Below are 20,827 nucleotides of genomic sequence, written 5' to 3'. Positions count from 1 at the left end.
CGGGCTTTTTTGTGTCTTTATGTTTTTGTATCTTCACTCTTGAGCAATCTATTAGGCAAGTTTGGTTTTAAGCCTCTTTACTAAATCACTGACTTATCGAATTGGTTTTAAACAAAGTTCTGTTTGAGCTTCTCTTCCAACGCTTTGACGCACAGTTTGATGGCAATCGGTGTGTTTGAGGCGAATGGATTCAATGCATAAACCGTGTTAGTGGGTAATTGAAAGCTAGGCATGATGTCGATAACCTCATTCGATAACTGAGATAGGTAGAAGTCTGGGATCACACCGATGCCAACGCCAGATTTGATCAATGCGAGGCAACTATGAAAGGAGTTCGTAGTGCAGCTTGATTGTTGTTGGTAAATAAAGTTTTGATCTGTTTGAGAAGTAAAGTGATGAGAGACTTGCTTACCTTGCCATGAGTTAGCAATGTAAGGAATAGATTCAAGCTCACGAGAACGCATGCTTTCAACGCCACACAACACGTCTTTAAACTCGCCCAAGCGTTTCTGCTTTAGGTTACTGTCACGAGAAGTTCCTACTCGTACTGCGAGATCAATATCGTGTTCCATGAAATCTAAGTGCTGATCATCGCTTATCAGCTCGGGTTTTAGCTTGGGATATTGCTTCATTAGATCTGCGACAACAGGGGCAACGAGCAAGTCCATAAGAGCATTCGGTGCAGTAATACGAATCCGACCTTGTGGCTCTTCTAGCTCAGCTTTGGCCATATCCCAAGCCGAGTCAGCAATCACGTTGATGTCTTTGCAACTTAAATAGAAACGCTCACCCATACTGGTCAGAGATTGCCTCCGTGTTGTGCGTTTGAGAAGTGAAGCCCCTAGCTCTTGTTCCAGAATTTTGAGGTGCTGACTGACGACGGACTTAGACAACTCAAGCTTTTCAGCCGCAGCTGATACTGAGCCCTGCTCTACAATATGAGCGAAAATCGACATCTGCTTTAGCTTGCTCATCTTATTGTTCTCTTTTTACATACGGTATTTTCTATTATCTCTGTTTTTCGATTTAATTTCCAAGGCTAAACTGAATCCAACTTATCGAGATAACCAAATCAAAGACACAGTGTTTGAAAGAAGACTGTTATGGAGAAAGACAATGTTAAACAACCAAATTTTAGAAGCATGTAAGCAAGGCATTAACGCGTGGCAGAAAGCATTCAACAGCCAAGATGCGAAAGGTTGTGCAGATCAATATGCTGAAAGCTGTGTAATGGAAGCGCGTCCATTTGGCACTTTTGAAGGTCGTGAAGCGATTCAAGCATTTTGGCAAAACATCATCGACCAAGGCTTCAAAGACGTTGATTACACAGACGTTACGTGGGAAGAGCACCCAGAAGGCGGCTACATTTTGACGGCTAGTTGGACAATGAACAAAGCGTTTGGTGTTGTGCATCGTGAGCACTGGGCACTAGAAGCCGATGGTTGCGCTCGTTTAATCAGCGATGACTTTGAGGTTCAAGGCGAACGCTAGCCTGCTCGCTTTTAAAAGAACAAGCCGCTTTAAAAAATAATGCGATAACAGTAGTTATGTCGCTAAAAAATAGTTATGTCGCTAGAAAAACAAAGGCCGGTAGTCTGAATCAGACTACCGGCCTTCTCTTTTTATTCCAGCCTGTTATCGACTGCTTACGAAAAACAACCGTTATAGTGCCGCTTTCTTCGCTTCTGTAATCCAAGCATCAAACGTATTTCGGTTCGCTTTGATCCAACCGTTTACGTGCGCTTCGATATCAGCCGAGCTGTTCTTACCTTTACTCATCATCATGTTCTGAGCACTTACATCATTGATGTTAAGTTTGATGATTTCAAAAAGCTTCGCCGCAGATGGGTTGTTCTTAGCAAACTCTTTGTTCACAATAATACGCATCGAGTTCATTTCGAAGCCGTAGTTCTTACCGTTAGACAAAGTAGTATCAACATTCGCACGATCACCCGGAAGTGAAGAGAATGGAACTTCTAACCAAACTACGTCTTCGTTAGGAACCAATACACCACTTACCCAATAAGGTGTCCACGTGTAGTAAAGAACTGACTCGCCCTTTTGGTAACGTGAAATCGTATCTGCGATGATCGCTGCATAGTTACCTTGGTTGTGAGTAACGGTATCGTCCAATTTGAATGCAGAGATTTGGTGTTCGATGACCATCTCACAACCCCAACCAGGGTTACAGCCCGTCAGGTCTGCTTTGCCATCGCCATCAGCATCAAACAGCTTAGCGATTTTTGGATCAGTCAATTGACCTATGTTAGTGATGTTGTACTTTTCAGCGGTTTTCTTATCAATAAGGTAACCTTGAGCGGCACCACTTACATATTGGCCTTCACGGTAGAATTTGTCATCGCCACCCGCCATTTTGTATTTGTCAGCGTGTAGTGGGAACCAACCTACTGTTAGGAACGTTGCGTCACCTTTTGCGATAGAAGTGTAAGCTACGTTGTAGTCCACTTCTTGCGTTGATTTCACATCGTAACCAAGCTCTTCTAAAGCACGGTTAACAATCAGTGTTTGGAACGTTTCTTCAGCAACTGAAGATTGAACGGGCTGAACTGATACACCTTCACCCGGTAAGCTTGCAGCCCACACGTTCGTTGATACAGCCAGTGTCGAAACGATGCTAACGGCTAGCTTACTCTTCCATGAATTATTCATTGGTGTTTTTCCTTAGTTGTAGTTCTGATTGTTTACCGCGATTTAAAGCTTTTAGCACAAGGGAAACAGGCCCCATGTGATACCAGCGTAATTTTGTATTACCTGCATTTACCCCGAGAACTTGGGTAATGCGGTCAAGTAGGATTGCAAGAATAACAATGCCTAGGCCACCAACAGCGGCTAATCCCATATCCAGTCGGCCAATACCTCTCAGTACCATTTGACCTAATCCACCTACCGCGATCATTGATGCGATAACCACCATCGATAGCGACAACATCAGTGTTTGGTTCACGCCCGCCATGATGGTTGGCAGTGCAAGTGGTAGTTGAATTCGGTAAAGCATCTGCTTTTTGCTGGCACCAAATGAGTGACCCGCTTCGATCAGATCTTCCGGTACTTGCTGAATACCCAAGATAGTCAAACGTACAACAGGAGGAAGTGCGAATATGATCGTCACCACCACACCCGGAACGTTACCGATACCAAACAACATTACGATGGGTACAAGATAAACGAAGGCTGGCGTTGTTTGCATGGCGTCGAGAATTGGGCGTACGAATTTAGCCGCGGTATTGCTGCGGGCGAGCCATATCCCCATGGGTAAGCCGATCAGCAGACAGAAGAATACCGATGTCATGACCAGTGAAAGCGTGGTCATCGCTTCAGACCAAGCGCCAATCAAGCCAATAAAAGTCAAAGAAATGGCTGTAGCCAAACCAAGCTTCAGGTTCGAAAACTGCCATGCAACTAAAAACAAAATGATCAACATGAATGGTGCAGGTGTCGACACCAACGCCGTTTCAAATGAACTTAGAATGAAATCGATAGGCACACGGATTGCTTGAAACAATGGACGTCCGTGCTCAACTAACCAATTCAGTCCAGACTCTACCCAAGTGTCGACGGGCAAAACTGCTTCTGCAAAAGGGTTAAGTGGATCAAAAGGTGTCGTTTCGACTGTTTCGCTGCTTAACCAATCTGCTGATGGTGAGGTATCAGCTGCTTGACCCCAAGGATCACTTGCTGACTGAGTAGCGGGAGCAGCTTGAGACCATGGGTCATTATTTGTTTGTTCAGACGACATGATCTACCCCTTATCCAATGTTTGTAACAGTCGCGACTTAGTTACCACGCCAAAGTAATTACCTTGCTCATCCACAACAGGAACGGAGTAAGGCACACCGCCAACAAGGCCAAGCACATCGTTGATTGGTAAATCAGGGTTCAGCGTTAGGCCATCATCGAGCTGCGCACTGACGAGTGATTTGTTCTCTTTGTGTGCTTTACGAAGGGAATCAACAGAGACAATGCCGGAGTAACGACTGCTTTTCTCAACAACAATGCCGTATTCACGGTCGTTATCCATCAAGATTTGTAGAGCGGACGCTGGGCCGTCATGTTCTGATTTTTTAAATACCGCCGCTGGCTTCTTACGTGCAATGTCTTTCACCGTAAGAACACTTGCTACATTCACACCGCGGAAGAAAGCTTCGACATAATCGTTCGCTGGGTTGTTAAGAATTTCGTCTGGGGTACCCACTTGAACCACCTCACCGTTTTGCATAATGGCAATACGGTCACCGATTCGCATCGCTTCATCCAAATCATGGGAGATGAAAACAATGGTTCGTTTATCGTCATTTTGAAGGCGAATAAGCTCATCTTGCATTTCAGTACGAATCAAAGGATCGAGCGCCGAGAATGCTTCATCCATCAACAAGATATCAGGGTCACATGCTAGAGCACGAGCCAAACCAACACGCTGCTTCATACCGCCAGACAATTCATCAGGGTAAGATTCTGAATACGGCCCGAGACCGACTCGTTCCAACGCTTCAAATGCTGACTGTTTTCTCTTATCGACTTCAACACCCGCTAGTTCAAGACCAAACGCGGCGTTTTCAATCACTGTCATGTGAGGCATCAATGCGAAGTTTTGGAAAACCATGGAGATGTTGTTGCGACGGACTTCGCGGAGCTCATCTTCTGAGGTGTGGGCAATGTCTTTGCCTCGAAGAAGCACATTACCTTTGGTAGGTTCAATCAAGCGGTTAAGAAGGCGTACTAAGGTTGATTTGCCAGATCCTGACAGTCCCATTATGACGAAAATCTCGCCTTCTTGAATGCTAAGAGAAACATCGTTAACGCCGATCGTTAACCCTGTTTCTTCGAAAACTTTATCTTTGTTCGCGCCTTCATTAATCATTGTAAAAGCACGGTCGGTGTCTTCACCAAACACCTTGTACAGTCCCTTAACTTCCAGTATGGGATCCATGTAATTTAATCCTTTCTTAGTTATCTAAACTAATAGTTATTTAAACTTAAAAACGGTTATTTAAACCCGAAAAACGATTAGCACTCTAAGCAATTAACCCATGCAAATCAAGGGGCATCGTTCTGTAAAGTCGATGAAAAACCGTTAAAACCCCAGCCCAAACAAAGGTCAAATATCAAGCCCATACAAAGCAAAATATTGATAATAAAGAAATTTAAATCACACTCAACACCTGCGGCATTATGTATTACTTACAGATAGATTATTGAATATTTATTTCACATCAGAACAATTAATAGGCTAAATAGACCAAGAATATGCACAAATAGTTCGTGTACAAATAATTCGAATACAAACCAATTAAGAGGATTTAAACGCCACTAAGACCGGTAAATTAACACCATTACGAGGCGCGCACTCCCAATGACTTTTACACACATATGAAGGGCAATCTGGATAGAGTCCGTCCAATTAGGCACAGATCGGATTGATACCTTCATCTCCGATATAGAAGACATAACACCAACTGTGATACTTGCTGCAAACTGTCAAAAGTCGATTACCCAGGCCGAAAGACAACTTGTAGAGTACACATTGCTGTTCCATTCTTTATCTAAAGGTTGGGCACTCTTTCGGACGGATAAAGGACAGGTATTAGAATGATAAAAATGCTGGTGTGTGACTTTGATGGAACGCTTGATGGCGGCTCGTCTCATGGGGTTGATCAGTTGTTTAACTACTTAACAAAGCAACCGGATATCCGCTTTATCATCGCGACAGGTAGAACACTGCCCTCAATTCGTGTGGGTTTAGCTTCTGACAACTACCCGAAACCACACACGATTATCAGCGACGTAGGCACGAGAATTCATCACGAGCACTCCCAAACACCGGATCACACCTGGCACAATCAATTAGAAGCGTCTTGGAACAAGTCAAAGGTTGAGTCTGCACTTGCATCGCTCGATTTCATGGGAGAGCGCTTAGAGATCCATCAAGGGGAATACAAGATCACTTTCGAAGGAAAACTCTCAGAGCCTCAACATGAGCTGATCGCATCTCGTCTGGAATCACACGGTTTAGATGTACACCTTACTTATTCCCACGATTGGTACTTAGATATCACGCCTAAGGGTGTCAACAAGGCCACAGCGATTCATCATCTACTTAAACAACATCAGTTAAGTATTGAAGAGGTATGCGTGGCTGGCGACTCAGCGAACGACACCTCGATGCTAACCATAGATGGCGTAAATTCAATATTGGTCGCGAATCATTACCCTGAGATCGCTCACCTGTCCGATCGAGATAACGTATACACCAGCAGAGCAACACATGCAGAGGGTGTGTTAGAAGGCCTTAAATACTGGCAAGGGCTTGCTGCGTCGGGTAATTAATACAAGTGTATCAAGCAGATCGCCTCGACTTGATACACTTATTTCCAACCAGGAAGCCAATGATCCTTATCGGTTAGATCGCGCCAGTTAATGTCTTCTTCTCGTTTCGTCATCACCGCTTCTATTAAGCAACGAATGACCTCCCCTTCTTCGAATTCGACCTCAGTGATCATAAAGTGCTTTTCTTTCTTTACTGGGCTAACGGCCGTCCATTTACTGCGAAGTAGTTTCTTTGGATTGATTCGATTCATTGATTCCCCTATCTGGTTGGGTAGTTGTCACTGTTCGTTAGTACTTTATCTATAATCCTCAAAGAGTTAAAAAGATCACTTCATGTTAAGAAAGCCTACGGTTCAACCCCTGGTAAGTCATAACTAAAATCAATAAAATAAATCGTGAACTCGGTACAATAGTTGCCACCAGTTCACAAACAAACTCCCCATGAACCAAACAGAATTCCTGCAAAAAATAGCGAGTTTCACCGCCATAGAACAAGCGCTTGATTACTTTGAGATTGGCTTTGATAGCAAGTTTATCGACCAAAATAGAATAGAGCTTGTGAAGCGCTTTAATGGTTATCTGATCCTGTCAAAACCCGATGATTGGTTTTCTGGAAGAAGAGCGCTGAAAAACGCGTACTGTAAGGTTCAACGCAGTAAACTGGATCGCTACACACGGTCAGCCTGCCGTGGCTGTACGACTTGCCAACGCCGCTAGTTCAAAATCAGAAAGCTTAAACGTAGATAACAAAAAATAGAGAATTGAAATAACATCTCATTACGATTTAGTTAGTGGTTTGCTCGAAAAAAAGTGTGCTAGTCTTACGGCAACTCAACTACGAGATAAAAACTACAATGAAAATTTTCAGCAATTTCGAAAGCGGCAACATTCACGTCGTTTCAGCAGATTCACCACAAAACATTCAATTGACTATCCCAGCAGACAACCAGACTGAAATCTCTCAGTGGTTTCATTTCCGTTTGGAAAGTGAAGCTCAACAAGCTCACCACTTTGAAATCGGCCAATTGGCAACATCTGCTTACCCTGATGGGTGGAAAGATTATGATGTTGTAGCATCTTATGACCGTGAAGAGTGGTTCCGTATTCCATCTCAGTTCGATGGCGATACATTAAGCTTTGATATCATCCCTGAACACGATTCAATGTACTTCGCCTACTTTGCGCCGTACTCATACGATCGTCACCAAGATCTTCTGCACAGTGCTCAAACGCACCCGGCTTGTAAGCTTGAAACTCTGGGTCACACGCTAGACAACAACGACATCACCTTGCTAACTATCGGTGAGCCAAGTGAAGAGAAGAAAAACATCTGGGTTATTGGTCGCCAACACCCAGGCGAGACTATGGCTGAATGGCTAATCGAAGGTCTGCTGCAACGCCTGCTTGATGAGACAGATACGGTCGGTCGCTCTCTTCTAGACAGCGTTGTGTTCCGCGTTGTACCGAACATGAACCCAGATGGCAGCATCCGTGGTCACCTGCGCACTAATGCGATTGGTGTAAACCTTAACCGCGAATGGCAATCACCTTCTCTAGAACGCAGCCCTGAAGTTTTCCTTGTGCGCGAGCGCATGCTAGAAACTGGCGTTGATCTGTGCCTAGACATTCATGGCGACGAAGCGATTCCATATAACTTTGTTGCAGGTAGCGAAGGCACACCTTCATACAACGAGCGCATTGCAAAATTGGAGAATCACTTCAAGCAAGCGCTTCTGACTATCACGCCAGAATTCCAAGATGAATTTGGTTACGATAAAGACGAACCGGGCAAAGCAAATATGACCGTCGGCACAAACTGGATCGGCGAGCAGTTCAAATGTCTGGCTTACACTGTCGAGATGCCGTTTAAAGATCACATCAGCCACGCTGACGAACTTTACGGCTGGTCTCCAGAGCGCAGTGTTGCATTTGGTCACGACATGCTAGCCGCGGTTTGGGCAACAGTAGACGAGCTATAAAACGAACCATAGACAGGCTAAGCGCCTTAGTTTGTCCGTATAGTTAGTTTGCTTACATATATAGCAAAGCCCAGCACTTGTGAAAGTGCTGGGCTTTTTAATATCGGATCTGAATGAATGACTTGGGCTTTAAGGCATCTAACTTTAAAAGCTTTTTATGCCACTCTGAGGCTAGCAAAAAATACTGGGTATCTTTGTCTAATGTGTCTTTGTTCTGACACCATATCTTTGAAGCTTGGTCCTTCTAACAACTGAACGATCACTTCATCGCCTTCTTGTCGCAGCACTGCACCACTAATATCAATGGTGTTGTTATCGTGCAGTCTTAAACTGCCCGCCATTGAGAAGCCTCGATAAACAGGAATGATGTTACGCATCATCAAGCGCACACCCTTTTCAGACACTTCACTCACATGAAAAAGCTCATCCTTAATTCGCATCACTGGACGTGCCTTTTTTGGGTACTTCAAGCGGTAATATTTGCGTTTCTGGGTGAATAACTCTTCACTCATCTGTGACTCCCTGTCTCTGTTTATTCGGTAAAGCAATAGCCTTTAGCTTCAATTGGATTTCGAACGAACACATTCACCGAATTGATAGCTGACCATTATATCGACTTTACGAGCTAATGCTTTAGAGATTTATGCACAGAAACAAGGATTGCTGAGCATTCAGTAAAAAGTGAGATATGAGTCGTATATGCTAGGGGTTCGATTGTTAGCTATGACCCCTAAAGCTGAAACAGCGCCAACTGAATACTGAAGCCAACAAACAACAACCCGCACACAATATTCATCCATTGAGACGTGCGCTTTTTCGTCAATAATCTCTTAAACGTATCAGCCATCAAAATGACAACCAAAAACCATGTAGCAACCACTGTCGCCTGTATCGCGCCCAGCATTAAACTGTCGGACACAATGTGATCCTTAGAAACAAACTGAGGGAATATCGAAAGGTAGAACAGAACGATTTTAGGGTTCAGTAGATTAGTGAGGAGTCCTTTGAAAAACTGATTATAAAGCTTACTGCCCGATGCGCTCACTATAGCAAGCACACCCTCTTGAGCTCGCAGTGCCGATCGAAAGTGATTATAACCAAGCCAAACTAAGTACAAGACACCCGCCCACTTCAGTCCCTCAAAGGCCATTGGAGTCTTAGATAACAGTAAGCTCATGCCATTCGCAGAAACAAACGCATGAAATAAGAACCCGCATGACACACCCAACACGTTAATAAACGCAAACAACTTTCTTTGAGTTAAAGCCGTACTCAATACCAACAAAGCATTTGGGCCTGGAATGATGGCAATAAAAAACACGATGATAATAAACAGCCAGATACTTTCCCAACTCATTTCGCTCTCATTTCCTTAAAGCTTCCTAATCATACTTGATCGTTTTAGGGCGGATATTGTACGTCCATTCAATACCATTACAATATGACCAACGTTTAATTAGTTTGGCTTAGCTCGCTTGCCTTAGTTCAGTTGTATGGATAACGCTTAAATTTAACGTGTATAATTCACCCGTTTATCCTGTAACGCAGCAAAACTCATTCTCTAACATTTATAGCCCTGTTAGACTCCACCTCCATTTTGATACTTGGTTCATTTATGTCATTTGATAACCTCACCCTTAACGCAAAAACCGTCACAGCGATCCCTTCTCAATTCGACAAACCGACTGAGATACAACAAGCGGTAATTCCATCAATTATTGCGGGTAAAGACGTACTTGCGTTGGCTCAAACGGGTAGCGGGAAAACATTGGCGTTCGGCTTCCCCTTGCTGAACAACATCAACCATGATGTGAATGTACTGCAAGCGCTTATCATCGTCCCGACACGTGAACTCGCGTCTCAAGTGACTGAATCTTTAGAGCCGGTCGCGACAGCCCTCGATATCAAATTCGTAACCTTAACCGGTGGCGTGACTACTGATGATCAGCAGCAACAATTACTAACCCAACCGCAATTAGCAATCGCTACTCCGGGGCGTCTACTTGCTTTAATCAAAAGTAGCGAACTGGATGTAACTCAGTGCGTATCATTGGTTCTTGATGAAGCCGACCGCCTGATCGACATGGGCTTTTGGCCAGATATTCAAGCGATTACTGCAGCACTACCGAGCAAACGTCAGTCACTGTTGTTCTCTGCGACACTTCCGCCAGAGTTGGTTAGTCAGGCTGAGCTGCTTCTTTCAAACCCAGTTAAAGTCACGACACACCAAGAAAACAGCGTGGTCGCGACTATTGAAGAAACTCTGTACTTAGTGAACAAAGGCAGTAAAGCTCAGGCGCTCATTGCCCTACTCAATCAACACACATGGCCGCAAGTATTGGTATTTATTGGCACAAAAGACAATGCCGACGCATTAACCAAGCGATTGAATAAAGCCAAAATCAGTGTGAGTGCGTTACATGGAAATAAGAGCCAAGAAGAACGAGAGCAAGCATTAGAAAGTTTCAAAAATGGCGAGACTCGTGTGCTTATCGCGACAGACGTGATGGCTCGCGGCATCCATATTGATCAGCTGCCTGTCGTGATTAATTTTGATTTGCCGACACACTCAGCAACTTACGTACACCGGGTTGGTCGCACAGCAAGAGCAGGAAGCACTGGTTGCGCTATCTCTCTGGTTAGTCACAGCGAAACTGACTACCTGAATGCGATTCGTACTCTGACCAATAAGCCTCTTGTGCTACAAGCATTAGAAGGTTTCCCTGTTACAGACAAACCTGCATCTGAAGCCACAGCTCGCAAACGTCCACCTAAAGATAAAATGGCTAACCGAAGAACCGCAAAGAAGAAAAGTGCTAAGCAATTTAAGAGCAAGCCAAGTTCTTCGAAATAGCCAGTTCTTCAAAATAACCAGCTCTTAAAAATAACCATAGAAAATCGATTAGCCCAGTTTGTACTGGGCTTTTTATATGCAATCAGATGTAAAATCACAACCTATCGACTCAGACAAAATGCCAATTTAAATGACACTTTTGTGAATTATGATGCCAAGGTATTGATTCTTGGTTGCTCAAAAAAAATACTTTCTGATCACGTTGACGCCCCTATATCTGGCAACTAGATTTTTCTATTAGTGTCTAAAAACCGGGAGGTCATTGAAATGAAACGTGCAAGCTCTACATATCGATTACAACTGATTAAGGAAGTGGCTACTCGCCGAGATCGTCAGAGTTCCAATGACCCAATGGCAAACTACATACAAAGCCTAATCGACAACAAAGACGACTGTGATACCTCGGTGGAACGCAACCAGAGGTTCAGTGGTAGTCATTTTGATGAGCATATTGGTGGTTGGGTTAGCGACCACTGGGGTAGCAAGTAGTCCGATATCTCCAGTCACTCGTGTCATAAATAAAGCAGCGTAACCGCTGTAGAATTTATCTCCGCATTAACCTATCATCTGCAACAAATCCCTATCATTGAGTAAGCAGAAAGTGTCTGAGTTAAAAAGAGAAAAAGAAGTGATGGTTGCCTTCCAAGTGATCCCTCGCGTTAAAGAAGGCAACAACTTCGAAGTAGTTGATAAAGCCATTGAAGTTGTGAAAGCAGCCGATGTCCCTTTCCAAGTTGGTGCGATGGAAACCACAATGAAAGGTGAACTCAATCAATTACTCGATATCGTTAAAAAGGCAGAGCAAGCTTGTTACGATGCAGGGGCTGTAGAAGTGATAACCAACATAAAGATTCATAGTAAAACCACCGAGGCCGATGATACATTTTGTACATACCATCGTGGTGTAACGAAAGCGAATCACATGTTTGTTTAGCAATATGTTTATTTCAGAAAGCTGTTTATTTAAGAAAACAGGGGGTTAAGAAAGCTCTGAAGAACCAGTGATGTTATTGAAAAGGCATGTCTGAAAGGTGAGAAAGGATTTCCATTCGTTCTTCTTCTGACATCGAATGCCAATCACGCGGGCTCTCTTCAGGGTCATTTTTCGCCCCAATGTTTTTTCGATCCAGTGCTTTAACTGGTTCTTTTTTGAGTTTTACGTTCTTTTTATTCATACCGACATCACTCCTTCTGGTACAAAGGTACCTACCTTAATATTACACCCCAACCATTATGTAAAGTAATAGTTACTTCGGAGTTAAATAAAATCTTGATACTTCCTCTTTAACCGAAAAGATCTCTTTGGGGACTTGTATTTCCCTCTTCGTCGACCGACTTACCAACCAAGTTTTTTTGCTTCATTATCTTCCTTCGATAGCGCTGACGACAAAGCTTAATCACGTGCAATTGTTCTGACGGAGTCATCGACATCCAATTAAAGCGCTCTTCTCTTTTGCGCATACAACCATTGCAATAGCCTTTATCATCGCTTGAGCAAACCCCAACGCAAGGGCTTGGAACCTGGAAAAACTCTAACTGCTCCACCATGCCTCCTTACACATCAAAATCGAGCTTACTAATTAAAAAATAAGCGATTAATTTGTCGCCCAGCTCGTGAAATTCATACTAAACTATGACCTTATACTGACACATATAGTGTTTTGTAAACTATACTTTGAACCCATCAAGTTACACTTATTCGGTAACTTCGTTCTTTCCTTTGGAGCCTTATAATATGAAGTTTAGTTCAAAAAAATTACTAGCAGTAGCCGCTTTACCTATGATGCTAGCAGCATGCACAACAACAGGTGACAACGCGATGCAAGTAACACCAACCGATCTACAGCACCATAATTGGGAACTTGCGCAAATTGATGGCAAGGACATTGTGAAAAGCGAAGACCAAGCAGCTCCTCGTCTAGAGATCGGCGAAAAGATGACTGCAAACGGCATGGCTGGTTGTAACAACTTCTTCGGTCAAGGCGAGCTGAAAGACGGTCAATTCCGTATCAAGCAAATGGGCATGACAATGAAAATGTGTCACGGCTCTGCGATGGAAATCGAACAGTCGGTTTCTGCTACTCTAAGCGAGTGGAGCGACGTAACCCTAACAAACGATACGCTAGTACTGAAAAACGATGTACACACGCTAACGTACACAATTCGTGATTGGGTAAACTAATCCGTTCTCGAAATAGATATTGATTAAAGGAGCCTTCATGGCTCCTTTTTTATTGCCTGCTTACCCTCACAACACCTTCAAAATTAACACTCATCGCCTACTTTTCGTACCAACCTCCAATAAACCTCAAATATCTCTCATTTAGATGCAATAAATTCACTGGTTTATCGGTCTATTGCTAGGATGGTAAGAGCCTAGAGTCTGTCGAGCTTTCGAGACGATCGCATATCGAACAAAGTTTAACCAAAAAAATCAACACGCCCTTCCTGCTTGTTCTCAAGTAATTGATTGAATTTACTGTTGAATTAGAATTTATTTCAGAAACAGATAGAATAACTGTTAGGGAGTTCTAAATAACAATGCTCTTACCCGTTCACTACCAAATGGAAAAGTTTATGAACAAGATAGTAAGTACGTTAGGAATCATGGCAACCGTTGCATACAGCGCAACCATTTATGCTGATGAAGCAACATCAACCAATAACTGGAACCAAATCGAACAGCAGGCAGAGGGACAAACTGTCTACTTTCACGCTTGGGGCGGTAGCCAAGAAATCAATCGTTACCTACAGTGGGCGGGCAAGAAATTACAAAGTGAGTACGGTGTTACCTTAAAACATGTGAAAGTAACCGATATTGCAGAAACTACCACTCGCTTACTCGCAGAAAAGGCGGCAGGAAAGAACACTGAAGGCAGTGTCGATATCGTCTGGATTAACGGCGAGAATTTCCGTTCAATGAAAGAAAATGCCTTGTTGTTTGGACCATTCACTCAAACACTTCCAAACTGGCAGTACGTGGATAAGTCTTTGCCGATCGATGTCGATTTCTCGGAGCCAACAGAAGGCTTGGAGGCACCTTGGGGCGTTGGGCAACTTGTCTTCATCCACGACCAAGAAACACTGCACAATCCGCCACAATCGTTTTCAGAGATGTTGAGCTACGCTCAGGCATTCCCGAATCGCTTAAGCTACCCGCGCCCACCAGAGTTTCACGGTACGAGCTTCATTAAGTCTCTACTGATTGAGCTAACAAACAACAGTCCTGCGCTTGCTAAACCCGTTTCAGAAGATACCTTCCAAGACGTTACGGAACCACTGTGGGCTTACTTAGATAAATTCCATAAAGTGGCATGGAGAGGCGGAAAGCAATTTCCTGCTGGTACATCTGAAAGCATTCAACTTCTGGATGACGGACAGCTCGACCTCGCGATTACGTTCAATCCAAACTCTGTATATTCAGCACAATCAAGTGGCCGCCTAGCGGAAACTACCAAGGCTTATGCGTTAGAAAGCGGCGCTCTGTCTAACATTCACTTCCTTGCGATTCCTTGGAATGCCAATGCAACCGCGGGTGCTCAAGTGACCATCAACTTCTTGTTGAGCCCAGAAGCACAATCTCGCAAAGGTGACCTCAATGTCTGGGGTGACCCTTCTGTATTGAGCAGTAAGTACTTAACCGGCAGCGCTAAAAATACTCAGCAATTTAAATCGATTGATGAACCGCATCCTAGTTGGCAAAACGCGCTCGAGAAAGAGTGGCTTAAGCGATACGGTAACTAACCTCCATGCTTCGCGCTCTATATTTTGTTGTTATAGCGGTATGTATCATCCCAACCATTCCTGGGGTAGCGGGAGTCGTGGCTTCGTCACTGAGTTTCATCCCGCCCTTAGGTTTAGACGAGCCAACACTCAACGGGTTTAGCCAAGTCTTTCAATGGGAAGGGGCTTGGCACTCTATTGGCTTAAGCCTAGGTTCAGCGGTCGCCAGCAGCTACATCGCCTGCTTTCTTACCTTTTGCATTCTTCAGGCTTCTTGGGGAAACAAGTTTTGGAGAAAGATTGAGCTAACGCTATCGCCAATGCTTGCCATTCCGCATGTGGCTTTCGCTATCGGCTTTGCTTTTTTGTTTAGCCCAACAGGGCTTGGCGCAAGAGCGGTGCATCACTTACTTGGTGAATCGGCTACAAGCTCTGAATTGGCTTTGCTGATAAAAGATCCTTACGCGTTTGGCCTAATCATAATGCTCGCACTCAAAGAAGTTCCTTTCTTGTTGCTGATGAGCATATCGATACTTCAACAAATTGATGTAGAACGTATCACTAAGGTGAGTGCATCACTCGGTTACAGCCGCGCTCAGATCTGGTGGAAGTGTATTTTCCCGCAATGGTTTACTAAGCTTCGCTTCCCAATGCTGGCTGTGCTCGCCTATAGCGTATCGGTTGTCGACATCGCTCTGATCATTGGCCCAACCAACCCGCCGACTTTTGCCGTTTTAGTATGGCAATGGTTCAACGATCCAGATCTTAATCTACTACCACGAGCTGCTGCTGGTGCGATCGTTTTGTTTGGCTTGGCTTCGTTGATCATCGCCTTGGCGCGTTTAGTTGAATGGGCAATTCTTAAGTACTTTCGAACTTGGCAGTATTCAGGAAGAACAGGAGCAAACCTTCCGGGGAAAACCGTATTCACAGCTCTTGCAGCTTTGTCACTGATGATCATTCCATTGATGATTATCTGGAGTTTTGCGCAGCGCTGGCGCTTCCCTGATTTACTGCCTAGCCGCTACAGCATGCGCTTCTGGGAATTCGAGTGGGATGGCATCATGAGCACCGTTGGTCAAAGTTTATGGATTGGTCTGATTGCTGCTTCAATCGCTTTGTTGCTTGCGTTGGTTGCTCACGAATACAGAATCAAATACAAGTGGCAAGTCCCAGGCTTTATTATCGCTATTCCAATGTTGATACCTCAACTGTCGGTGTTGTTCGGCATGCAAATCACCACTCTATACATTGGCAGTAGTGCCTATGAGCTTTGGGTTATTTGGGTTATTTGGGCGCATGTTTTCTTCGCCTTTCCATTTGTGTACTTGTCTTTGGACGGCCCATGGAAAAGCTTCAACGATGGGCTGATAAAAGCTTCACTGAGCTTGGGTAAATCGCCATTTCAAAGCTGGTATTCGATCAAGCTGCCTATATTACTGCCCGCCATCGCCTTCGCTTGGGCGGTTGGGATCAGTGTGAGCTTAGCTCAGTACTTACCGACATTGATGCTCGGTGCTGGTCGTATTAGCACCATCACCACAGAAGCCGTTGCCCTAACCAGTGGTTTCGACCGCAGGGTAACCGCAATTTATGCCATTTGGCAGGCCTTGTTGCCTCTGTTCTTTTTCTCTTTAGCGATATTAGTCAGCCGACTTCAACTTAGATATCGCCGTCTTACTTTTAAAGGTTTTCTTACTAATGAGTCTGCACCTCAACGACCTCGCCATCCATAAAAACGGTGGCGAATCGCTGTTTTCAGCGCTAAACGTAACATTAGAATCAGGCCAAATATTGGCGTTGATGGGGCCAAGCGGCTGCGGAAAATCGACTTTGTTAGATGCCATCGCGGGTCACCTAAATGACGAATTCTCATACTCTGGCACCGTTATTTTGAACGATATTCAACTAGACGATCTCCCATCACATCGGCGTGAAGTTGGTATTCTGTTTCAAGATGACTTGTTGTTTCCACACCTAAAAGTATGGGAGAACTTGGCCTTTTCGTTACCAAACTCGGTTAAGGGTTCAGATCGCCAACAACAAGCAATGGAAGCATTAAAAGACATTGAACTGACCCGCTTGGCTGAGTCATTTCCCGATCAAATATCTGGCGGCCAGCGAGCGAGAGTTAGCTTAACTCGTATGCTATTGGCGAAACCGAAATTGGCGTTGCTTGATGAGCCGTTTAGTAAGCTCGACCAAGAACTCAGATCCCAGTTTCGTGACTGGGTATTTGAGCAACTCACTAAAGCGAATATTCCGACATTAATGGTGACGCACGACCAAACCGATGTGCCTCAAGGGGCAAAAGTTCTGTCTTGGCCATGGAGAAGTAACCATGCTGGATAAGTACTCTATTAAGGTCATTAAGTGGCCATTAAATCAATCAGCCAAACTACTTAATAGATTCGGCATCACAGCCAACCAAACCACCCTGTTTGGGTTTCTGGTTGGATGTTTAGCGTTTCCAGCATTGGCATTTCAACAATACGAATGGGCGTTAGGGTTTATTGTATTTAACAGGGTTTGCGACGGGCTTGATGGAGCCTTGGCTCGAATACAAGGCATTAGTGATGCGGGCGGTTTCCTCGACATCAGCCTAGATTTCCTTTTCTATTCGTTAATTCCTTTTGGCTTTGTTATTGCGAACCCAGAACACAACGCCATTGCCGGTGCGTTTTTGGTCTTCTCTTTTATCGGTACTGGCAGCAGCTTTTTGGCGTTTGCCGTGATGGCAGGCAAACGAGGCATCGAAAACCCAGTCTATAAACATAAGTCTCTCTACTACATGTCAGGGCTAACCGAAGGCACTGAAACCATCGCTTGTTTCATCGCGTTCTGTATTTGGCCTCAACACTTTGCTGTTATCGCCTACACCTTTGGCACCGCGTGCTGGCTAACTACATTCATGCGAATTTACTTTGGATTCCAGACACTCAAGGATCAAACTAGCTAGGGCGTGTTGATCTTTCGAGCTGATTTTTGCAGCGAGTTACTGGATATTTATACAAGACAGAGGCTTTGATGTGTAGCTAGCCTACATGAGAAGCCGATAACGTAGTAGAAATAACCAGTAAACGCTGCCCGGAGGGTTCGGCTAAAAGCGTTTTACTCTTTGTTGAGGGAGATTTGCTTAGAATGACTAGGCTACATATCCCTCGCCGCGATTAAAACGCTTTTATCTCGAACAAAATTTAACCACGAAAGGTCAACACGCCCTAGTATTAGTTCCTGTATTTCTCATAAATAAAAACGCCGCTCAAATGAGCGGCGTTTTTTCGTGTCAGTTTTTGAGGAATTAGGAGTTAAGACTTAAAAAACCAAATGTAACTTACGAATAATTCATTTAATAAGCAGTTATTTAATAAGCAAAGCGAGTCTCTTCTTTAAATAAGCTAGCTATAACCTCTTGGTATTGCATAAGGTTAAACGTAGAGTTGTCATTGTTATATTTTTGTTGCTTGTTTGCTAAATATGGTTGAGACACTAACGACGTAACCAACATCTGGTAATAATGAAAGTTTGACTCGTTACAGCCATCAACTAAATAAAGAAGATTTTCAAGAGTCTTATTGTAGGTGTAACCAAACTTAGACTCTTTAAGGCGTTGAACATTTTCGTAATTGTATGAACTTCCGCCAAAAGTGAATAGTAAAAAGATGTTAGGCGAAGCTTCCCAAAACTCGATAAGTTCAGAAAGTAAGTGTTGTAGTTGTATTCCATCCACTCTCTGATACTTTGAGAACTGATCTTGAAAACGACTTGTATGCTCTTCGATGAGCTGATCAAACAATTGCTCTTTGTTATTAAAGTAATAAAGAATTAACGCGGGGCTTACACCCGCAGACTTAGCAATAGACCGAATTGAAACTTTACTATAAGGCTGAGAAATAAATAGCTTTTCTGCTGAGCTCAAGATTTTTGTTCTTTTGTCATTTAGCATCAGATTGTATCCTCAACTATTTGTTTATATTACCCGCGCATTCTATAACTCAACCAAATAATCTCAACATGCCCATTTTTATATCAAACAAACTAAATGAATAAAAATATAAAAAATTTGGATTTTTTAGAAAATAGAGCAAAAAGCAACCAGCAAAATTGCCTTATGAAACAATAAGATAGGGAATTGACAAGCGATTGTAAGCGGTAAGTAAGAGAGTTCGAACAGTATGTAAGCCAATGTAAGAGTGGCGCCCTATTAGAGCGCCACACGAAAAGCCTTTACTTTACAGCTCAAGCTTTTATTTTATAGCTCAAACTTAAAGCTTTAGAAGAACCTTAACTGAGCTATCAACTAAAGAGTCATCGATATAAGCAATTTTGTTTGAAGAGCTAGCGACCATGTCTTTCGCTAAGCTTTCTTGACCTACAGCTTTAGGTGGTTGACCTTTACCCGTAAATACTCGCTTTGCCCAGTAAGCTTGAAGCTGTGCTTCTGTCTTCTTTGTAATTGCTTGGTGAAAAGTACCCTTAAGTGGGTGACCGTCTTCCAAGTCTACCGCTTCAATCTGTAGAGACTTTGCTTTACCTAGATACAGTTTTTTAACTGTTGAAGCGTCAAGCTCATTCATTGATGGGTTGCCAACAACAACCAAACCAGCGAAAGCGTTCATGCTGCTAAGAAGAGCAGCGGCTACCAATGCTTTTTTAAACATAATTCTCTTCCTTAAAATACCGCGTCAACTTTAACTGTGTACAAGATGTTGTCTTCGTTCTTGTAAGATGCGTTAACACCACCATTAGTTGAACCGAAGTTGGTTAGGTAGCTAACATCACCTTTCAGCGCGATATTAGGCATAAAGTCCCAACGAGTACCGATGCTGTAAGTTGTGCGTTGGATATTCATGTTGCTAGAGATAGCGGCTGCAGAGCCGAAAGCATATTTAGTAGCAGCACTTGGGTTCTTAACCATGTTTACGTATTGACGTTTAACCTGGTTGTTACGTTCTGCATCGTCTGTCGATTCCATGTGCGCTACAGTTACGTAAGGCGTGAATTCGTTCACACGGTAAGCCGTTGTCAGGTAAGCAGAATCTACATCGTGATAGAAACCTTCAACCGTTGTACGAGTAACTTCTGAAACTAGCGATAGGTTACCGTTGTCGTATCGACCACCAACACCGTAGAACTTCGCTTTCTCATCGTTAAACGTTGTGTTTAAAATAGGTGGCTTATTCTTAACGTTCCAGTTTGTTGTTGAGCTTACCACTGCTTGAGCGTAAACCGTACGTAAAGTCCAAGTGTCGTCTGTCCAGTTGATCACACCACCAGCGATGTCATCAAACTGCGTATCAGCATTGTAGCTATGCTTAGACGCTGAAAGCTTTTGTGAACCTACGAAACCTTGGAATGATACTGTGCTGTCGTCTAACTCAACGTCATAGATGAAATCACCACCAGTAAGTGACGTAAGAACCACAGAACCATAAACTTCACTAGGAACGCGAACGCTTGTTTGAGCGTAACCCACTTCTAAGTAGTCAGAGTACATGAACAGAGGAAGACGTAGCTTACCGCCACGGACTGTCAAATTTGGTGTTACTTTATGGCTTAGAAATGCCCACTCAACATCCGGTGTCCAGTTTTCTTTCTTGTTACCGCGAGCAACCATTTGCACTACAGCTGAAGTAGAGTCGTTAACTTCAAACTCACCTTGCAAACCAATTAGAGAACCTTCCTCAAAGCGTACTTTGTTTTGTGACTTCATGAAACCATGGCTATTGTTACCAAGTTGCATGTTCAAAGACGCAAAACCATTGAAGCTAAATTTATCAGCGACTGAATTTAGTTCTTTTGCTTCAAGAATAGCGACCTTGTTCTCAAGCTCAGCCAATTTTTGCTCATCTGTAGCGTGTGCAGCGAATGAAGTCGCAAGTGCTACCGCTAACGGCAATAAGCGAAAAGAGGAGTTAGTCATTGT

Annotated in this window: 24 protein-coding genes; 12 read left to right on the top strand and 12 right to left on the bottom strand. The window is 43.6% G+C overall.

Annotation, left to right across the window (positions count from 1 at the left end; genetic code table 11):
- Nucleotides 1–107: 107 nt before the first annotated feature.
- Nucleotides 108–974 (bottom strand): LysR family transcriptional regulator, encoded by an 867-nt coding sequence (locus tag ACED60_RS09315; protein WP_371727385.1) that lies wholly within the window; start codon nt 972–974, stop codon nt 108–110.
- Nucleotides 975–1,116: 142 nt separating this feature from the next.
- Here ACED60_RS09315 and ACED60_RS09310 point away from each other — a divergent pair, with 142 nt between their 5' ends.
- Nucleotides 1,117–1,491: a nuclear transport factor 2 family protein gene (locus ACED60_RS09310; protein WP_009846458.1), complete on the top strand. Its 375-nt coding sequence runs from the start codon at nt 1,117–1,119 to the stop codon at nt 1,489–1,491.
- A gap of 171 nt (nt 1,492–1,662) precedes the next feature.
- On the opposite strand, the gene proX is transcribed toward ACED60_RS09310, so the two are convergent.
- The 3 genes from proX to proV are packed head-to-tail and all read right to left on the bottom strand — an operon-like array spanning nt 1,663 to nt 4,948.
- On the bottom strand, nt 1,663–2,670 hold the full coding sequence (gene proX, locus ACED60_RS09305) for a glycine betaine/L-proline ABC transporter substrate-binding protein ProX (protein WP_371727383.1): 1,008 nt from the start codon (nt 2,668–2,670) through the stop codon (nt 1,663–1,665).
- On the bottom strand, nt 2,663–3,757 hold the full coding sequence (gene proW / locus ACED60_RS09300) for a glycine betaine/L-proline ABC transporter permease ProW (protein WP_371727381.1): 1,095 nt from the start codon (nt 3,755–3,757) through the stop codon (nt 2,663–2,665). Before proW ends, proX begins: the two co-directional genes overlap by 8 nt.
- A gap of 3 nt (nt 3,758–3,760) precedes the next feature.
- Nucleotides 3,761–4,948: a glycine betaine/L-proline ABC transporter ATP-binding protein ProV gene (gene proV, locus ACED60_RS09295; RefSeq protein ID WP_009846455.1), complete on the bottom strand. Its 1,188-nt coding sequence runs from the start codon at nt 4,946–4,948 to the stop codon at nt 3,761–3,763.
- A gap of 659 nt (nt 4,949–5,607) precedes the next feature.
- On the opposite strand from proV, the gene ACED60_RS09290 reads away from it, so the two are divergent.
- Nucleotides 5,608–6,345: an HAD-IIB family hydrolase gene (locus ACED60_RS09290; RefSeq protein WP_065679117.1), complete on the top strand. Its 738-nt coding sequence runs from the start codon at nt 5,608–5,610 to the stop codon at nt 6,343–6,345.
- Between the two features lie 38 nt (nt 6,346–6,383).
- On the opposite strand, the gene ACED60_RS09285 is transcribed toward ACED60_RS09290, so the two are convergent.
- On the bottom strand, nt 6,384–6,596 hold the full coding sequence (locus ACED60_RS09285; protein WP_009846453.1) for a TIGR02450 family Trp-rich protein: 213 nt from the start codon (nt 6,594–6,596) through the stop codon (nt 6,384–6,386).
- Nucleotides 6,597–6,786: 190 nt separating this feature from the next.
- On the opposite strand from ACED60_RS09285, the gene ACED60_RS09280 reads away from it, so the two are divergent.
- Entirely contained in the window at nt 6,787–7,062 is a 276-nt protein-coding gene (locus tag ACED60_RS09280) for a nitrogenase-stabilizing/protective protein NifW (protein ID WP_017079024.1), read from the top strand.
- A gap of 137 nt (nt 7,063–7,199) precedes the next feature.
- Nucleotides 7,200–8,324 carry a M14-type cytosolic carboxypeptidase gene (locus ACED60_RS09275; RefSeq protein ID WP_004734655.1) on the top strand — a complete coding sequence of 375 codons (1,125 nt, stop codon included), beginning with the start codon at nt 7,200–7,202 and terminating at the stop codon, nt 8,322–8,324.
- A 155-nt stretch (nt 8,325–8,479) separates the two neighbouring features.
- On the opposite strand, the gene ACED60_RS09270 is transcribed toward ACED60_RS09275, so the two are convergent.
- Nucleotides 8,480–8,836, bottom strand: coding sequence for a hypothetical protein (locus ACED60_RS09270; protein WP_004734656.1), 357 nt, complete (start codon nt 8,834–8,836; stop codon nt 8,480–8,482).
- A gap of 218 nt (nt 8,837–9,054) precedes the next feature.
- Nucleotides 9,055–9,681: a LysE family translocator gene (locus ACED60_RS09265; RefSeq protein WP_371727380.1), complete on the bottom strand. Its 627-nt coding sequence runs from the start codon at nt 9,679–9,681 to the stop codon at nt 9,055–9,057.
- Between the two features lie 258 nt (nt 9,682–9,939).
- On the opposite strand from ACED60_RS09265, the gene ACED60_RS09260 reads away from it, so the two are divergent.
- From ACED60_RS09260 to ACED60_RS09250, 3 genes are all read left to right on the top strand, one after another.
- Nucleotides 9,940–11,178: a DEAD/DEAH box helicase gene (locus tag ACED60_RS09260; RefSeq protein ID WP_371727379.1), complete on the top strand. Its 1,239-nt coding sequence runs from the start codon at nt 9,940–9,942 to the stop codon at nt 11,176–11,178.
- Nucleotides 11,179–11,445: 267 nt separating this feature from the next.
- Nucleotides 11,446–11,667, top strand: a complete 222-nt coding sequence (locus ACED60_RS09255) for a hypothetical protein (protein ID WP_371727378.1) — start codon at nt 11,446–11,448, stop codon at nt 11,665–11,667.
- Between the two features lie 142 nt (nt 11,668–11,809).
- Nucleotides 11,810–12,112: a thiamine-binding protein gene (locus ACED60_RS09250; protein WP_017065764.1), complete on the top strand. Its 303-nt coding sequence runs from the start codon at nt 11,810–11,812 to the stop codon at nt 12,110–12,112.
- Between the two features lie 73 nt (nt 12,113–12,185).
- Here ACED60_RS09250 and ACED60_RS09245 read toward each other — a convergent pair whose 3' ends face one another.
- On the bottom strand, nt 12,186–12,353 hold the full coding sequence (locus ACED60_RS09245) for a hypothetical protein (protein ID WP_017079018.1): 168 nt from the start codon (nt 12,351–12,353) through the stop codon (nt 12,186–12,188).
- Nucleotides 12,354–12,462: 109 nt separating this feature from the next.
- Nucleotides 12,463–12,726, bottom strand: a complete 264-nt coding sequence (locus ACED60_RS09240) for a DUF1289 domain-containing protein (protein WP_017079017.1) — start codon at nt 12,724–12,726, stop codon at nt 12,463–12,465.
- Nucleotides 12,727–12,913: 187 nt separating this feature from the next.
- Here ACED60_RS09240 and ACED60_RS09235 point away from each other — a divergent pair, with 187 nt between their 5' ends.
- The 5 genes from ACED60_RS09235 to ACED60_RS09215 all read left to right on the top strand — a co-directional run bounded on the left by ACED60_RS09235 (nt 12,914) and on the right by ACED60_RS09215 (nt 17,860).
- On the top strand, nt 12,914–13,360 hold the full coding sequence (locus ACED60_RS09235; RefSeq protein ID WP_004734625.1) for an META domain-containing protein: 447 nt from the start codon (nt 12,914–12,916) through the stop codon (nt 13,358–13,360).
- A 395-nt stretch (nt 13,361–13,755) separates the two neighbouring features.
- Entirely contained in the window at nt 13,756–14,922 is a 1,167-nt protein-coding gene (locus ACED60_RS09230; RefSeq protein ID WP_026012260.1) for an ABC transporter substrate-binding protein, read from the top strand.
- Between the two features lie 5 nt (nt 14,923–14,927).
- Complete coding sequence (locus tag ACED60_RS09225) at nt 14,928–16,637, top strand: ABC transporter permease (RefSeq protein ID WP_371727377.1); 1,710 nt, start codon at nt 14,928–14,930, stop codon at nt 16,635–16,637.
- Nucleotides 16,603–17,253 carry an ATP-binding cassette domain-containing protein gene (locus tag ACED60_RS09220; RefSeq protein ID WP_371727375.1) on the top strand — a complete coding sequence of 217 codons (651 nt, stop codon included), beginning with the start codon at nt 16,603–16,605 and terminating at the stop codon, nt 17,251–17,253. The genes ACED60_RS09225 and ACED60_RS09220 overlap by 35 nt, the downstream gene beginning before the upstream one ends.
- Nucleotides 17,243–17,860, top strand: a complete 618-nt coding sequence (locus ACED60_RS09215) for a CDP-alcohol phosphatidyltransferase family protein (protein ID WP_371727374.1) — start codon at nt 17,243–17,245, stop codon at nt 17,858–17,860. Before ACED60_RS09220 ends, ACED60_RS09215 begins: the two co-directional genes overlap by 11 nt.
- A 405-nt stretch (nt 17,861–18,265) precedes the next feature.
- Here ACED60_RS09215 and ACED60_RS09210 read toward each other — a convergent pair whose 3' ends face one another.
- The 3 genes from ACED60_RS09210 to ACED60_RS09200 form a co-directional block, all read right to left on the bottom strand.
- Nucleotides 18,266–18,847, bottom strand: a complete 582-nt coding sequence (locus ACED60_RS09210) for a TetR/AcrR family transcriptional regulator (RefSeq protein WP_017104255.1) — start codon at nt 18,845–18,847, stop codon at nt 18,266–18,268.
- Between the two features lie 319 nt (nt 18,848–19,166).
- Nucleotides 19,167–19,562 carry a phosphate ABC transporter substrate-binding protein gene (locus ACED60_RS09205; protein WP_009846438.1) on the bottom strand — a complete coding sequence of 132 codons (396 nt, stop codon included), beginning with the start codon at nt 19,560–19,562 and terminating at the stop codon, nt 19,167–19,169.
- A gap of 11 nt (nt 19,563–19,573) precedes the next feature.
- Nucleotides 19,574–20,824: a hypothetical protein gene (locus ACED60_RS09200; RefSeq protein WP_371727373.1), complete on the bottom strand. Its 1,251-nt coding sequence runs from the start codon at nt 20,822–20,824 to the stop codon at nt 19,574–19,576.
- Nucleotides 20,825–20,827 lie beyond the last annotated feature (3 nt).

This window comes from Vibrio sp. 1F279 (assembly GCF_041439815.1).
GTDB classification, from domain to species: Bacteria; Pseudomonadota; Gammaproteobacteria; order Enterobacterales; family Vibrionaceae; genus Vibrio; species Vibrio tasmaniensis_A.
The sequence above is the reverse complement of the archived record's forward strand: the minus strand, read 5'-3'. Positions and strand labels throughout refer to the sequence as shown.

Bases quoted from the DNA above. Each gene is read 5' to 3' on its own strand.
- ACED60_RS09315 (WP_371727385.1), bottom strand. From the start codon at position 974: ATGAGCAAGCTAAAGCAGATGTCGATTTTCGCTCATATTGTAGAGCAG.
- ACED60_RS09310 (WP_009846458.1), top strand. From the start codon at position 1,117: ATGTTAAACAACCAAATTTTAGAAGCATGTAAGCAAGGCATTAACGCG.
- proX (WP_371727383.1), bottom strand. From the start codon at position 2,670: ATGAATAATTCATGGAAGAGTAAGCTAGCCGTTAGCATCGTTTCGACA.
- proW (WP_371727381.1), bottom strand. From the start codon at position 3,757: ATGTCGTCTGAACAAACAAATAATGACCCATGGTCTCAAGCTGCTCCC.
- proV (WP_009846455.1), bottom strand. From the start codon at position 4,948: ATGGATCCCATACTGGAAGTTAAGGGACTGTACAAGGTGTTTGGTGAA.
- ACED60_RS09290 (WP_065679117.1), top strand. From the start codon at position 5,608: ATGATAAAAATGCTGGTGTGTGACTTTGATGGAACGCTTGATGGCGGC.
- ACED60_RS09285 (WP_009846453.1), bottom strand. From the start codon at position 6,596: ATGAATCGAATCAATCCAAAGAAACTACTTCGCAGTAAATGGACGGCC.
- ACED60_RS09280 (WP_017079024.1), top strand. From the start codon at position 6,787: ATGAACCAAACAGAATTCCTGCAAAAAATAGCGAGTTTCACCGCCATA.
- ACED60_RS09275 (WP_004734655.1), top strand. From the start codon at position 7,200: ATGAAAATTTTCAGCAATTTCGAAAGCGGCAACATTCACGTCGTTTCA.
- ACED60_RS09270 (WP_004734656.1), bottom strand. From the start codon at position 8,836: ATGAGTGAAGAGTTATTCACCCAGAAACGCAAATATTACCGCTTGAAG.
- ACED60_RS09265 (WP_371727380.1), bottom strand. From the start codon at position 9,681: ATGAGTTGGGAAAGTATCTGGCTGTTTATTATCATCGTGTTTTTTATT.
- ACED60_RS09260 (WP_371727379.1), top strand. From the start codon at position 9,940: ATGTCATTTGATAACCTCACCCTTAACGCAAAAACCGTCACAGCGATC.
- ACED60_RS09255 (WP_371727378.1), top strand. From the start codon at position 11,446: ATGAAACGTGCAAGCTCTACATATCGATTACAACTGATTAAGGAAGTG.
- ACED60_RS09250 (WP_017065764.1), top strand. From the start codon at position 11,810: ATGGTTGCCTTCCAAGTGATCCCTCGCGTTAAAGAAGGCAACAACTTC.
- ACED60_RS09245 (WP_017079018.1), bottom strand. From the start codon at position 12,353: ATGAATAAAAAGAACGTAAAACTCAAAAAAGAACCAGTTAAAGCACTG.
- ACED60_RS09240 (WP_017079017.1), bottom strand. From the start codon at position 12,726: ATGGTGGAGCAGTTAGAGTTTTTCCAGGTTCCAAGCCCTTGCGTTGGG.
- ACED60_RS09235 (WP_004734625.1), top strand. From the start codon at position 12,914: ATGAAGTTTAGTTCAAAAAAATTACTAGCAGTAGCCGCTTTACCTATG.
- ACED60_RS09230 (WP_026012260.1), top strand. From the start codon at position 13,756: ATGAACAAGATAGTAAGTACGTTAGGAATCATGGCAACCGTTGCATAC.
- ACED60_RS09225 (WP_371727377.1), top strand. From the start codon at position 14,928: ATGCTTCGCGCTCTATATTTTGTTGTTATAGCGGTATGTATCATCCCA.
- ACED60_RS09220 (WP_371727375.1), top strand. From the start codon at position 16,603: ATGAGTCTGCACCTCAACGACCTCGCCATCCATAAAAACGGTGGCGAA.
- ACED60_RS09215 (WP_371727374.1), top strand. From the start codon at position 17,243: ATGCTGGATAAGTACTCTATTAAGGTCATTAAGTGGCCATTAAATCAA.
- ACED60_RS09210 (WP_017104255.1), bottom strand. From the start codon at position 18,847: ATGCTAAATGACAAAAGAACAAAAATCTTGAGCTCAGCAGAAAAGCTA.
- ACED60_RS09205 (WP_009846438.1), bottom strand. From the start codon at position 19,562: ATGTTTAAAAAAGCATTGGTAGCCGCTGCTCTTCTTAGCAGCATGAAC.
- ACED60_RS09200 (WP_371727373.1), bottom strand. From the start codon at position 20,824: ATGACTAACTCCTCTTTTCGCTTATTGCCGTTAGCGGTAGCACTTGCG.